This is a genomic window from Zestomonas ipomoeae, assembly GCF_057128665.1.
In genome coordinates, this window is the sequence record NZ_JBSKHQ010000001.1 from 407,806 (window position 1) to 420,825 (window position 13,020).

Annotated in this window: 16 protein-coding genes; 4 read left to right on the top strand and 12 right to left on the bottom strand. The window is 63.2% G+C overall.

Annotation, left to right across the window (positions count from 1 at the left end; translation table 11 throughout):
• Positions 1 to 39: 39 nt before the first annotated feature.
• The 9 genes from flgH to ACWKV7_RS01805 form a co-directional block, all read right to left on the bottom strand.
• Positions 40 to 756, bottom strand: a complete 717-nt coding sequence (flgH, locus tag ACWKV7_RS01765; protein WP_483855912.1) for a flagellar basal body L-ring protein FlgH — start codon at positions 754 to 756, stop codon at positions 40 to 42.
• A gap of 66 nt (positions 757 to 822) precedes the next feature.
• Positions 823 to 1,608, bottom strand: coding sequence for a flagellar basal-body rod protein FlgG (flgG, locus tag ACWKV7_RS01770; protein WP_483855913.1), 786 nt, complete (start codon positions 1,606 to 1,608; stop codon positions 823 to 825).
• A 46-nt stretch (positions 1,609 to 1,654) separates the two neighbouring features.
• Positions 1,655 to 2,395 (bottom strand): flagellar basal body rod protein FlgF, encoded by a 741-nt coding sequence (gene flgF, locus ACWKV7_RS01775; protein WP_483855914.1) that lies wholly within the window; start codon positions 2,393 to 2,395, stop codon positions 1,655 to 1,657.
• 188 nt (positions 2,396 to 2,583) lie between these two features.
• Positions 2,584 to 3,984 (bottom strand): flagellar hook protein FlgE, encoded by a 1,401-nt coding sequence (locus tag ACWKV7_RS01780; RefSeq protein WP_483855915.1) that lies wholly within the window; start codon positions 3,982 to 3,984, stop codon positions 2,584 to 2,586.
• Between the two features lie 42 nt (positions 3,985 to 4,026).
• Positions 4,027 to 4,707, bottom strand: a complete 681-nt coding sequence (flgD, locus tag ACWKV7_RS01785) for a flagellar hook assembly protein FlgD (protein ID WP_483855916.1) — start codon at positions 4,705 to 4,707, stop codon at positions 4,027 to 4,029.
• A gap of 20 nt (positions 4,708 to 4,727) precedes the next feature.
• The gene (gene flgC / locus ACWKV7_RS01790) at positions 4,728 to 5,171 is read right to left on the bottom strand and encodes a flagellar basal body rod protein FlgC (RefSeq protein WP_483855917.1); all 444 of its coding nucleotides are present in this window, start codon (positions 5,169 to 5,171) and stop codon (positions 4,728 to 4,730) included.
• Between the two features lie 14 nt (positions 5,172 to 5,185).
• Positions 5,186 to 5,593 carry a flagellar basal body rod protein FlgB gene (gene flgB / locus ACWKV7_RS01795; protein WP_483855918.1) on the bottom strand — a complete coding sequence of 136 codons (408 nt, stop codon included), beginning with the start codon at positions 5,591 to 5,593 and terminating at the stop codon, positions 5,186 to 5,188.
• A 269-nt stretch (positions 5,594 to 5,862) separates the two neighbouring features.
• Entirely contained in the window at positions 5,863 to 6,690 is an 828-nt protein-coding gene (cheR, locus tag ACWKV7_RS01800) for a protein-glutamate O-methyltransferase CheR (RefSeq protein WP_483855919.1), read from the bottom strand.
• A 44-nt stretch (positions 6,691 to 6,734) separates the two neighbouring features.
• The gene (locus ACWKV7_RS01805) at positions 6,735 to 7,667 is read right to left on the bottom strand and encodes a chemotaxis protein CheV (RefSeq protein ID WP_483855920.1); all 933 of its coding nucleotides are present in this window, start codon (positions 7,665 to 7,667) and stop codon (positions 6,735 to 6,737) included.
• 78 nt (positions 7,668 to 7,745) lie between these two features.
• Between ACWKV7_RS01805 and flgA the strand changes: the two genes are divergently transcribed.
• The 4 genes from flgA to ACWKV7_RS01825 all read left to right on the top strand — a co-directional run bounded on the left by flgA (position 7,746) and on the right by ACWKV7_RS01825 (position 10,344).
• Positions 7,746 to 8,504, top strand: a complete 759-nt coding sequence (flgA, locus tag ACWKV7_RS01810) for a flagellar basal body P-ring formation chaperone FlgA (RefSeq protein ID WP_483855921.1) — start codon at positions 7,746 to 7,748, stop codon at positions 8,502 to 8,504.
• A 158-nt stretch (positions 8,505 to 8,662) separates the two neighbouring features.
• The gene (gene flgM / locus ACWKV7_RS01815) at positions 8,663 to 8,998 is read left to right on the top strand and encodes a flagellar biosynthesis anti-sigma factor FlgM (RefSeq protein ID WP_483855922.1); all 336 of its coding nucleotides are present in this window, start codon (positions 8,663 to 8,665) and stop codon (positions 8,996 to 8,998) included.
• Between the two features lie 49 nt (positions 8,999 to 9,047).
• Positions 9,048 to 9,515 (top strand): flagella synthesis protein FlgN, encoded by a 468-nt coding sequence (locus ACWKV7_RS01820; RefSeq protein WP_483855923.1) that lies wholly within the window; start codon positions 9,048 to 9,050, stop codon positions 9,513 to 9,515.
• Positions 9,516 to 9,600: 85 nt separating this feature from the next.
• Positions 9,601 to 10,344 carry a flagellar brake protein gene (locus ACWKV7_RS01825; RefSeq protein ID WP_483855924.1) on the top strand — a complete coding sequence of 248 codons (744 nt, stop codon included), beginning with the start codon at positions 9,601 to 9,603 and terminating at the stop codon, positions 10,342 to 10,344.
• Between the two features lie 11 nt (positions 10,345 to 10,355).
• Here the strand turns inward: ACWKV7_RS01825 and ACWKV7_RS01830 are convergent, their stop codons facing one another.
• Genes ACWKV7_RS01830 through ACWKV7_RS01840 form a run of 3 tightly spaced genes read right to left on the bottom strand, consistent with a single transcriptional unit; the run spans position 10,356 to position 12,963 of the window.
• Positions 10,356 to 10,988: a TIGR04282 family arsenosugar biosynthesis glycosyltransferase gene (locus ACWKV7_RS01830; protein WP_483855925.1), complete on the bottom strand. Its 633-nt coding sequence runs from the start codon at positions 10,986 to 10,988 to the stop codon at positions 10,356 to 10,358.
• Positions 10,985 to 11,680, bottom strand: a complete 696-nt coding sequence (locus tag ACWKV7_RS01835; RefSeq protein ID WP_483855926.1) for a TIGR04283 family arsenosugar biosynthesis glycosyltransferase — start codon at positions 11,678 to 11,680, stop codon at positions 10,985 to 10,987. The genes ACWKV7_RS01830 and ACWKV7_RS01835 overlap by 4 nt, the downstream gene beginning before the upstream one ends.
• Complete coding sequence (locus tag ACWKV7_RS01840) at positions 11,677 to 12,963, bottom strand: MFS transporter (protein ID WP_483855927.1); 1,287 nt, start codon at positions 12,961 to 12,963, stop codon at positions 11,677 to 11,679. Before ACWKV7_RS01840 ends, ACWKV7_RS01835 begins: the two co-directional genes overlap by 4 nt.
• Between the last annotated feature and the right edge of the window lie 57 nt (positions 12,964 to 13,020).

Genomic DNA, 13,020 nt, shown 5'->3' on the forward strand with positions numbered 1-13,020 from the left:
TCAGGCTCGTTTTCTTCTTGGACATCTCGGTTCCCCTGCTCAGAACGGCCACATGGGGCTCATGAAGAACCGGTCCAGCCAGCCCGGTTGGCTGGCATCGGCAAAGGCGCCGGTGCCGGAATAGGTGATGCGCGCATCGGCTACGCGGGTCGAGGAGACAATGTTGTCCGAGCTGATGTCGTCAGGGCGGACCAACCCGGCGATGCGCACCAGCTCGTCGCCGGTGTTCAGCGTCAGCCACTTCTCGCCACGCACGGCCAGCACGCCGTTGGGCAGTACTTCGGCGATGGTGACGGTGATCGAGCCGGACAGGCTGTTGCTCTGCCCCGCCTGGCTGGAGCCTTGGGTGCTGCGCTCGGCGCCGTACTCGGCCCCCAGGGTCAGGTCCTGTGCCTTCAGCGGGTTGAGGCTGCCAGCCAGCGGATTGGCCATCGACACTGCGCCGCCGAACAACGAGGTCAGGCCGATGTTGGCGCTGCTGTCCTTGTCCAGCTGCGAGCTGGCGTTCTTGCTCGCCTGGGTGCGCTCGTTGAGGGTGATGGTGATCATGTCGCCAACCCGATGGGCCTTGCGATCGTTATACAGCTCGGTGGCAAAGCCGGCCTGGTAGATGGCGCCGTTGTTCTGCTCGGGCGGCAGCGGCGTGTGCGGCAACACCGGCGCATAGTAGGGATCGTTCGGCTTGGCCTGGGGCGCCATGCAGCCGCTCAGCGCAACGGCGCCGAGCAGCGGGAGAAGGAACATCAGCCGATTCATAACCACTACCTCGAACTAGTGCGGACACAACCGCGGGCCTTACTCAGCGGGGTCAGCCGCCGTCAATTACAAATTCTGCGAAACGTAAGCGAGCATCTGGTCGGCGGTGGAGATGACCTTGGAGTTCATCTCGTAGGCGCGCTGGGTGGTGATCATGTTCACCAACTCCTCGACCACGCTGACGTTGGAGTTTTCCAGGGTGTTCTGCAGTACGTTGCCCAGGCCGTTGAGGCCCGGTGTGCCGACCTGCGGAGCGCCGCTGGAACCGGTTTCCAGGAACAGGTTGTTGCCGATCGCCTGAAGGCCCGCCGGATTGATGAAGTCGGCAGTTTGCAGGTTGCCGATGACCTGCGGCGTCGGGTTGCCGAAGGTGGTCACCGATACGGTGCCGTCCTCGCCGACGGTAAAGGTCTGCACTTCGGCGGGCAGCACGATTGCCGGCTCCAGGGGAAAGCCCTGGGAGGTCACGACCTGGCCATCGGAATTCAGGTGGAAGCTGCCGTCGCGGGTATAGGAAACGGTGCCGTCCGGCAGCAATACCTGGAAGAAGCCGCGCCCGTTGACCGCCAGATCCAGCGGCTGCTCGGTGGTCTGCAGGCTGCCGGCGGTGAAAATCTTCTGGGTGCCGACGATGCGCACACCGGTACCCAACTGCAGGCCGGAAGGCAGCTCGCTGTCCTGACTGGACTGGCCGCCGGGTTGCCGGCGGATCTGGTACAGCAGGTCCTCGAACTCGGCGCGATCGCGCTTGAAGCCGGTGGTGGACACGTTGGCCAGGTTGTTGGAAATCGTGGTCAGGTTCATGTCCTGGGCGGACAGACCGGTCTTGCTGACCCACAGAGCCGGAAGCATCGTCATTCTCCTCGGGCGCCGGAATTACGCCGCCCCGTACTGGTAATTAGCTAATCTGCAAAACCCGCGCCACAGCCGAGGCATTGTCTTCGGCGGTACGCATCATCTTGATTTGCAACTCGAATTGGCGGGACAGGGAAAGGATTGAGGTCATCTCTTCGACGGCATTGACATTGCTCGCCTCGAGGAAACCGGAGGTCACCCGGACCGTGGCATCAGGCTCGACCGGCTGGCCGCCCTTCACACGGATCAGGCCATCACTGCCCTTCTCCATCTGCCGCAGATCGGGGTTGACCAACTTCAGCCGGTCGACCTCGGCCATCACGCTGGGCGCTTCGCCCAGGGCACGAATGCTGATGGTGCCGTCCTGGCCGATCTCCACCTTCTGCTCCGGCGGCACGGCAATCGGACCGGCGTTGCCCAACACCGGCAAGCCGTTGCCGGTGCGCAGCATGCCCAGGGCATCGATACTGAGGCTCGCGGTACGCACATAGGCTTCGCTGCCATCGGGCGCCTGCACCGCCAGCCAGCCCTCGCCACCGATGGCGACGTCCAGCTCGCGGCCGGTCTCCTGCAGGGTGCCGGGGGTGAAGTCGGTGCCCGGCCGCTCGGTCATGGCATAGACGCGCGCCGGAAAGCCGTCGCCGAACACCGCCATGGAGCGCGCCTGCTCGAAATCACGGCGAAAGCCGGTGGTGGAAATGTTCGCCAGGTTGTTGGCGTGGGCTTGCTGGGCCAGGCTGTTGTTCTTGGCGCCGGTCATGGAGACGTAAAGCATCTTGTCCATGGCGATTTCTCCGCTGGGCCGTAAGGCCCGTTGCACTGTTACCCATGAGATAGCAAGTGCTGTGCCAGAAGCGGAAAACTAGAGCAACCCATTGATATGAAAGGGCTTTATACGTAAGGCGGGCCTCTGGCGAGGCCCGCGAGATGGAAAACCGGCGAAGGCTTGCCGCAAGCGGCAAGCCCGATGGATCAACGCAGGTTGATAATGGTCTGGGTGACGGCGTTCTCGGTCTCGATGGTCTTGGCGTTGGCCTGGTAGTTGCGCTGGGCAACGATCAGGTTGACCAACTGGTCCGACAGTTCGACGTTGGAATCCTCCAGGGCTCCGGCCTGCAGAGCGCCCAGGGTGCCCGAGCGCGGCGTGCCAATCACCGGGTCGCCGGACTGGAACGATTGCACCCAGGCAGTCTTGCCCACCGGGGTCAGCCCCTGCACGTTGGCGAAGTTGGCCAGCACCACCTGCCCCTGGATCAGCGACTGCCCGTTGGTATAGCGGGCGAAGATCACGCCGGTGTCGTCGATCTCCAGACCGGACAACTGGCCGGTGGTGTAGCCATCCTGGCTCACTTGGGTGACCGCGAAGGAGCTGGCGAACTGGGTGGCCGTACGCAGGTCGATGGTCAACCCTGCGGTAGCCGGCGAGGCGCCGTTGGCGCTCCATACCGGCGGCACCGAGGAATCCGGCGCGGCAGGCACCCAGTTGCTGAGGTTCAAGGTGCCGTCGGGATTGACCGTCAGATCGGCGGAGTTCAGCGCGGTCTGGTCGAGCTGGCCGGACGCGGTGAAGGTCAGGTTGGTCCGGTACGGCGTAGTCAGGGTCGGATCGTTGGGGTTACGCCCGTCGATCAACAGGTTCATCGTCCAGTTGTTCGCCCCGGTCTTGACGAAGTACTGGGTCAGCACATGGGAGTTGCCCTGGGCGTCGTAGACGTTCACCGAGGTGGACGAGTTGTAGGTGGTCGGATCGCTCGGATCGAACGTAGCGTTACCCGCCGCCCGGGCTGCGGCAATTTCAGCCGGGGTCGGGTTGAGCGGGTCCACCGCGCCGGCGATCGAGGTGTTGTAGGCTCCCTGCCAGGCGGCGGGCGTCTGGTTGGTCGAGTTCAAGTTGAACGTTTGGGTCAGATTCTCGCTGGCCCGGGGCGCCTGGCTGGCGGTCTGGATCAACAGGTCGCTGACCACACCATTCTGCAGGTTGTTGTTGGCGTCCACCGCATAGCCTTGCAGCCGGTAGCCAAAGTTATTGACCAGGTAGCCATCGCGGTCGGTACCGAAATAACCGGCACGGGTGTAGCTCACTTCACCATTGTTGCTGGTGACGAAGAAGCCGTTGCCGTTGATCGCCAGGTCCAGGGCATTCTGGGTGTAGTTGATGTTGCCCTGGTTGAACAGTTGCGACACGTTCGCCAGCAGCACGCCGCTGCCCTGGGGGTTCGAGCCGGTTCCCAACACCGAGGAGGCGTAGACATCGGCAAACTCCGCCCGCGACTGCTTGAAGCCCGCGGTACCGGCGTTGGCGATGTTGTTGCCAGTGACGTTGAGGTCCTTGGAGGCCGCCCGCAGACCGCTGAGACCGATATTGAACGACATGGTGTACTCCTCTGCCGGTAGCGCCGGCGACTAAGCCTGTGGTTACTGACCGATGACCTGGACTTGGGACAAGGGGATGCTGCCGAGGCCGGCGAGGTTGAGCATCAGCTCACCGCCGTTCTGCCCGAGCGTGACGCTGTCGACGTTGGCCGGCAGCATCGTCCTGAGCCCCTTGGTTTCCTGTCCATAACTGGCCTGCGCCTCGAAGCGGTAGGTGCCGGGCGGCAAGAGATTGCCGCTGGCATCTTTGCCGTCCCACATGAAGCTGACATTGCCGGCGCTCTGCTGCCCCAGGTTGACCCGGCTGACCGCGGCCCCGGCGTTGTCGTAGACGTTGACGTAGACGTTGCTGCTGGTCGCCGGCAGGGCCAGGCTGGCGCGGAAGGTGGAACTGGTATCCACCACCGCGCGATCGGTTGGCACGATAACCTTGCGGCCGACCAGCGAGGACGCCTGCAGCGCCTGGGACGACTGGTAGCCGGAGAGAATCGACTCCATGCTGCTGTTCAGCTTCTCCACCCCTTCGACGGTGCTGAACTGCGCCAGCTGGGCGATGAACTCGCCGTTCTCCTGCGGCGACAGCGGGTCCTGGTTGTTCAACTGCGTGACCAGCAACTGGAGAAATTCGTTCTTGCCGAGGTCCTTGCTGGTCTTGCGCTCGTTGCTGAGCTGGTACTGGTCGAGAACCGATTTGCCCGTTTCGATGTTGCTACTGATGTTCATGCTGATCCCTCGTTAGTGGCTTACTGACCCAGGGTCAGCACGCGCTGCAACATCTGCTTGGCGGTGTTCATCATTTCGACGTTGGTCTGGAAGGCACGGCTGGCGGAGATCATGTCCGCCATTTCCTCGACTACGTTGACGTTGGGGTAATACACGTAGCCGTTCTCGTCAGCGGCCGGATGGTTCGGCTCGTAACGCTGGACCAGGTTGCTCTGGTCCTCGACCACGCCGAGCACCTGCACACCGCGCCCTGCGTTGTCCTGCTCGGCGAACAGCGAGCCGCGATCGCCGTCCTGCGCTTGCTGGAACAGAGTGGCGAATACCGGGTGACGGGCACGGTAGGTCTGGTCGACGCTCGACGACACCGTGTCGGCGTTGGCGATATTGCTGGAGATGGTGTTCAGACGGGTGCTCTGGGCACTCATGCCAGAACCGGCGATATTGAAGACGTTGGCTAGGGACATGGCAGTGCTCTCCGTTATTCGCCGCGCAGGGCGCCGATCAGCCCTTTGAACTTGCTGTTGAGAAAGGTGAAGCTGGCCTGGTACTGCACGGTGTTCTCGGCGTAGTTGGCCTGTTCCACCTGCAGGTCGACGGTGTTCTGGTCGATCGATGCATGGTTCGGCGAACGAAAGCGCAGCCCGGCGTCTGCCAGCTCCAGGCCCTGCGCGGCGATGTGCCGGTCGCTGGTCCGGCTCAGCTGCATAGTGCCGCGCTGCGCCCGGGCGTTCTGCTCGGCAAGCACCGAGGCGAAGTCCAGGTCGCGGGCCTTGTAGTTGGGCGTGTCGGCGTTGGCGATGTTGTTGGCCAGCACCTCGGCGCGCTGGGCGCGGAAGCCAAGTGCTTTTTCGTGGATGCCAAGCGCGCTTTCGAAACTGATGCTCATGGTCGGGGACCTTGTCTGGTGTTGCGTGCCAGACATTCAGCAAGCGCCGTGCCAATTTAATTTATTCTTTATTTTCAGACACTTAATGAATTAAGCCTGCCCAAGGCAGGCGAAAGCGGCAAGGCTTTTCCGCCAGTGGACACAGAAGCGGCAAACCTGGACCCCAGGTTGCCGCCAAGCCATGCCCTCGGCGTGCGAGCGCTCGCCGCCGATCCATCACGGAAACAAAAAGGGAGGCCATGTGGCCTCCCCATCGAGCGTCGCGGCGATCATTTCACCTTGTAGATGATCCCCGGGCTGCATTGCACCATCTGGTACTTGTCCGGCAACCCGTTCAGCGCCTCGGAGGCCCCCAGGAACAGGTATCCCCCGGGCTTCAGCGTGGCGTGGATGCGGGTGAGGATGTCCTTCTTCACCTCGGCGGAAAAATAGATCAGCACGTTGCGGCAGAACACGATGTCGAACTTGCCGAGGCTGGCATAGCTGTCGAGCAGGTTCAGCGCTCGGAACTCCACCCGACTCTTGATCGGCGCCTTGACTGCCCAGCGTCCCGGGCCCTTGGGGTCGAAGTAGCGCTGCAAGCGCTCCTGGGACAGGCCGCGCCCCATCGCCAGACTGTCGTACTCACCGCCCTTGCAGGCCGTGAGCATGGAGCTGGACAGGTCAGTGGCCACGATCTGCACACCGGACTTGAGCTGCCCCAGGTTGCTGCGCTCGAACTCGTCGATGGTCATCGACAGCGAATACGGCTCCTGGCCGGACGAACAGGCCGCCGACCAGATGCGCAGACGCTGTCCGGGGCTGGCCTTGATCATCTCCGGCAGCACCCGGTTCTTCAGCACCTCGAACGGATAAGTATCGCGAAACCACAGGGTCTCGTTGGTGGTCATGGCGTCCACCACCTGCTCGCGCAAGCCGCTGCGCGGCTGACCCTGCATGCGCTGCACCAGCTCGCCAAGGGTCTTGATGCCCTGCTGCTCCATCAGCTTGTTGAGTCGGCTGGACACCAGGTACTGCTTGTTGCTGCCAAGCAGAATACCGCAGGCCTTTTCCAGAAAGATCCGGAACTGCTCAAAATCCACATTTCCCGAAGACACTAGCAACGCCTCGCCGCTCATATGAATTGCCGAGGGCCGAGCCCTCAGCCCCCGTCCACTGCTTTGATGCGTTCAGCCACCCGCGCCGCCAGCTCGTCGGGACGAAACTTGGCGAGGAAATCGTTGGCCCCGACCTTCTTGACCATCGCCTGGTTGAACACACCGGATAGCGAAGTATGCAGGAGGATATGCATCTTCTGCATGCGCGGATCGGCACGAATCTCCGCGGTGAGGGTGTAGCCGTCCATTTCCGGCATCTCGATGTCGGAAATCAGCATGAGCAGTTCCTGCTCCGGGTTCCTGCCCTCGCTGAGCATCTTGTGCAGATAGTCCAGTGCCTCGCGCCCGTCGTTCAGGGCCGTCACCTCCACACCGACGCTCTGCAGACAACGCGCCACCTGCTTGCGCGCCACCGAGGAGTCGTCGCAGATCAACACATGCTTGGAGACTGCCCGGGCCTGCGTCTCGACATCGATGACTCCCTCGGAAATGTGCTCCGACATCGGCGCCACTTCGGCAAGGATCTTCTCCACGTCGATGATTTCCACCAACTGCTTGTCGACCCGCGTCACCGCCGTCAGGTAGTGATCGCGACCGGTGCCCTTGGGTGGCGGATGGATCTCCTCCCAGTTCATGTTGACGATGCGCTCCACCGAACGCACCAGGAAACCCTGCACCTTGGTGTTGTACTCGGTGATGATGACGAAGCTGTTTTTCAGATCATCCAACCCCTTGCGCCCGGTCGCCATCGACAGGTCGAGGATCGGGATGGTGCCCCCGCGTATGTTGGCGACACCGCGCACCACCGGGCTGGACTTGGGCATGATGGTGAGCTTGGGGCATTGCAGCACCTCCTTCACCTTGAACACGTTGATCCCGTACAGCTGACTGCCGTCGAGACGGAACAGCAACAACTCCAGGCGGTTCTGCCCAACCAGTTGCGTACGCTGGTTAACCGAATCCAATACACCGGCCATGCCAGACTCCTATCGATCAAGTACCCCGACGCTTAGCTTAGATTAGCAGGCGGCACGGGCCTTGCTTTTTGAACTTGTATGAACGCGAAATCGACGCTTTTCCGCCGCTGCATAGCAAAATGCCACATCCTGTTGGTCGTTTTACCCGCTCTGTGCGGGCTGGGCCACAGCACCGTCGCATCCGCCTCGGCCACCTTGCCCGAAGACCTTATCGGCGCCACCCAAGGCTTTCTTGAATCCGCAGTGGGCGACTACCTACAGCGTAGCGAAATCCAGGCGCGCCACGAGGTTCTGGTCAATCGGCTCGACCCACGGCTGCGCCTCCCGCTGTGCGACAAGGAATTGACAGCCGCCCTGGAGAGCCCCGCCCAGCCGCTGGGCCGGGTGACGGTGCGCGTACGCTGCGAAGGCTCGTCACCCTGGTCGGTCTTCGTACCGGCCGAAGTGCGGCTGTACCGCGATGTGGTCGTAGCCAGTCGACCGCTGAAGCGCAACAACGTGCTACGGGAAGCAGACCTGGGGCTGGCGGAGCGCGATGTGGGATCGCTCAACCAGGGCTACCTGACCGAGTTGAAGCAAGCTGTCGGCAAAAAACTGACGCGTCCGCTACTGCCGGATCAGGTACTGGCGCCCGTTCATCTGCAACTGGCAGAGGTCGTGCACCGCGGCGACCAGGTGGTGATCAGCGCGCGCAGCGCCGGAGTGAACGTGCGAATGCCTGGCGAAGCGCTCTCCGACGGGGCCCAGGGCGAACAGATCAGCGTTCGGAACCTGCGCTCGCAGCGCGTGATCAAAGCCAGGGTAGTCGGGCCAGGCCAAGTGGAAGTTGCCATGTAGGCATGAATCTTGTAGTGCTTTCACCCGACGATTTTCTACACTGTCAGGCGACGCGTGCTTTCGAATATTTAGGCGGCTGGCGAAAATTAGCCCTAAAGTTTTCCTGAACACGGCCGAAAAGCCTGGCAAGCGTCCAAATACAGTCCGAGGTTTGCATCATGGTTATCGACTTCAACCGGCCGAACAACGCCGCCACTCCCGCCAATACCGGGCGCTCCAGCGGCGTCCAGACCGGCGGCCGCAGTGAAGCCGCCAGCGACAACCAGTCCGCTCCGGTTCCCGCCCAGCAGGAAACCGCTCCCAAGATTGGCGAATCCGTGCAGTTCAGCCGCGAGGCCCAGCAGCTGCAAGAGGCCACCGACAAATTGCGCGACCTGCCGAGCGTCGACAAGAATCGTGTGGCTCAACTGAAGCAGGCGATTGCCGACGGCACCTACCAGGTCGACAGCAAGCGCGTAGCCAACAAACTGCTCGATTTCGAATCCCAGCGCTAGTCTTAGGGCTGCGCTGGGGGTGTTGGACGCCTGACCCCCCGAGCCCACGATGCAAGACACGACCCTGCTCCAACTGATCACTGAAGATATCGACAGCACCAGGCAACTGCTTGAGCTGATCGATAGCGAATTCCAGGCCCTCAGCGAACGCGACCTGCCTCGCCTGGAGCGCATCCTGGGAGAGAAACAGCCGCTGCTCGCCCTGCTCGCCCAGCATGGCAACCAGCGCAGCCAGCTACTTGCCAGCCTGAGTTTGAGCGCCGATCGTGCCGGTTTACAGGCGCTCGCTGCACGCTCCGCTCATGGCGCCGAACTGCTGGCCCGGGGCGACGAGCTAAGCGAACTGCTGCAACGATGCCAGAATGCCAACCAGCGCAACGGCCGGCTGATTCGAGCCAACCAGGCCACTCTCAGCAGCGTGCTCGGCATCCTGCGGGGCGGCGAGACACCCGGCCTCTATGACAGCCGTGGCGGGGCCGCTAGAATCGGCCAGCAGCGCCCACTCAGCCAGGCCTGACATCAATAACAAGGCAAAGGACATACAGGCACAATGCCAGTATGCTAGTGCCGTAGTAGTATTTTCTGCCGGAGAGTCCTGGACCGTGTCCAATCCCTTTCACGAGGATGAAGGCCCGCAGCCACCCAAGGTGCTGAAAGCCCCCCTGGAAATCTTTGCCAACCTGCGGCTGCTGCAGCAAAACCACGATCCGCTGGTGATTACCTTCCACGGGCGCGGCCAGCGCTTCCAGAGCTATCTGGTGGAGGTGAACCGGGAGCGCGGCCTGCTGGCTTTCGACGAACTGGTGCCGAACGACGGCGAACGCTATCTGCAAAACGGCGAGTCCTTCCGCATAGAAGCCTTTCATGAAGGCGTGCGCATCGCTTGGGAATGCCAGCAGCAAGTACGCATCGGCGAACTCGAAGGAGCCCGCTGCTACTGGGTCAACCTGCCGGATGCGGTGACCTATCACCAACGCCGCAGCGCCTATCGTGCACAGTTGCGTCAAGGGCAGGCGATTTCGGTCGAACTCGGCAGCAGCAAGCTTAATCGCTCGCTCAAGGGTAGTCTGCTGGACATTTCCGCCACCGGCTGCAAGCTGCGCTTCGCCGGCAACGTCACCAACGGCCTGCAAACCGGCCAAGTCTACGAACGCTTCACCGCCGCGCTCCCCTTCGGCACCCTGACCACCCAGGTGGAACTGCGGCACCTGATCTACGAAGAGAAGCTGGACATCACCTTCGCCGGCATGCGCTTCCATCGCATGAGCGGCCTGGAGCAGCGCCAGGTCGAGCGCTTCGTCTACCAGCTTCAGCGCGAAGCCCGCCGGGTAGACGACGAAACGTAGACCGGTGAGGCCTAGATCCCGCCCTCATGGGAGCAAAGACTGACACCCAGCTCGGCCAGGCGCGGCAGGTCCTCGGGGCGGTCGACATCCCATAGCACCGGCAGCAAGGCCTGGGACCAGCCCAGTTGCTGCACTCGCTCGCACGTCAATGACAAGACCTGGTCGGTGCCCCAGGGTAACCCCTCGAACAGCAGCGGATCGACCCGGCGCAGGCCAAGCAGCACGTAGCCGCCGTCTTCGGCAGGCCCCAGTACGACATCGTTTACGGCCAGCGACTGGCGGGCGGCGTGGAAGTAGGCGCTGTCCAGCGCCGGACAATCGTTGCCGATCAGAACCACTGCATCGCTATCGGCCAGGCCCAGCGCGGCGATACGGCGCATGCGCTCGCCCAGGTCGCCCACCGGCTGTTCCATGACGGTCCACGCCTGCCGTTCGGCCAGGGCCTCCAGGGCCTCGTCGGGGCCATCGTCGAGCCACAGGAAACGTTCGCAGAAGCCCTCGGTCGGCAAGGTGAGGGCATGCTCCACCAGGATGCGCTGCAAGTCGCAGGCGCCCTCCTCGCCCAGCGCGGGTATCAGCCTGGTCTTCACCCGCCCTGGTTCGGGAGCACGCGCCAGCAGGTGCAAGGAAATCGACAGACTCATAACGGCGGTCCTCCGTAGTACTGCCGGGCCAACCGCTCCGGGCTGGCGCCGAAGTAATAGGCCAGGCGCAGGCGCCACATCAGCCATACGGTACGCCAGACGCCATGACGCTCCCAACGGCGACTCGACGTCACCAGCGGCGGCCGCAGGCAAAGCGGGCGAGCCAGGCGCCTGAGACAGCGCGTCAGCTGGATATCCTCCATCAACGGCTGCTCGGCGTAGCCACCCAGCTCCTCGAACAGAGCCCGGCGCACGAAGATACCTTGATCCCCGGTGGCGATTCCGGTCAACCGCGAACGCAGGCCGATCATTGTGCCGATGAGACGTAGCGATGGGCCATTGCCCGACAACCGCACATCGAACCGCCCCCACAGCGGCCGTGCGGCAAGTCCTTCGAGCAACCGCGACCTGCTGAGCGCAGGGACTCGTGTGTCGGCATGCAGGAACCACAGATACTCGCCAGCGGCCTGGGCGGCGCCGGCATTCATCTGCCGCGCACGCCCGGAGGGTGACGCGAGCAGCTTGTCCACCGCAACGCACGCGACCTCCGCCGTACCGTCCTGGCTGCCGCCGTCCACCAGGATCAGCTCGACGCCCTGCGCCCGTAGCGGCGCCAGGTCCTCGAGCAGGCGCGGCAACGCCTCGGCCTCGTTGAGGGCGGGAATGACCACGCTGAGCACTGGGGGTGTCATTGCGGCCGGTCTTCCTCGGGCTCCGGGGAGCTGTGCATCTGCTCGTGCACCACCTGTTCGTCGACCCGCGGATCGAGCGCAGCCACCAGGGGCGAACTGGTCATGTTGTTCGGCATGGCAATGTGATGCAGCGGTGCATCCTCGACCTGGTGCAGATGGGTCACTGCCTGCGGCCGGATCAGCAGCACCAGCAGGAAGCCGCAGCCGCTGACGAAGGCGTAGAACATATGGGCACCGATGAACTTCATCAGCACACCCGCCAACAGCGGTCCCAGGCTGGCACCGATGCCGAAGGTCACCAGCAGCATGGCGGTCAGGGACACGCGCCGCTCCGCCTCGACGTGGTCGTTGGCAAAGGCGACCGCCAGCGGATACAGGCTGAACTGCAACAGGCTGACGACAAAACCGATAGCCAGCATGCCGACCGGCACTTCCGGCATCACCGCCAGCGGCAACGCGGTGAGCGCCAGCAGCAAACCGCAGCCACGAATCAGTCGCGAGCGATCGCTACGGTCGGATAGCCAGCCGAGCGGCCACTGCACCAGCAGGCCTGCCAGCACGCAGCCGCCCATGAACAAGCCGACCTGTTCGGTGGAGAGCCCCTGACGCGTCGCATACAGCGGCGCAAGGCCATAGAAGGCACCGATAAGCAACCCGGACGCCAACGTCGCGATCAGCGACATCGGCACCCGCTCCATGAAAAAACGTGGCTCCAAAGGCGCCGGATGCAGCGGCGCCGGGTGCAACTTGCCCGTCACTGCCACCGGCACCAGGCAAAGGGCGAAACACAGCGCCACCAGCATGAGCAGCTCCAGCCCCAGGGCCGGATGCACCACCAGTACCAATTGGCCGAGGATCAGACCCAGGTAGGAAGCCGCCATGTAGCCGGAGAACACCAGCCCGCGCTGGCTGGCATCGGATTGCTCGTTGAGCCAGCTCTCGATCACCATGTACTGGCACATCATGCCCAGGCCTACCAGCATGCGCAGTGGCAGCCAGGCCGGCAGCCAGTCGATCAGGCCATGACCGAGCACCGCCGCAGTGACCACCCCGGCACAGGCGACATAGGCGCGGATGTGCCCGACCTTGGCGATCAAGCGGTGGCCGAACTTGCCGCCCAGCACCAACCCGAGGTAGTTGGCCGTCATCAGGGCCCCGACCCACAGGCCGTCCACCGTATCGGCCAGACGCAACGCCAGGTAGGTGCTCAGCAGACCCGAGCCGATCAACATCAACAGCGTCGCGAAATACAGCGCGCGAAAAGACTTCCAGATTCGACGCATCGGCGTTCCGAGCGGCTCCCTGCAGAGGGCACCGGGCCGCTCGCAAGGAACGTCCGG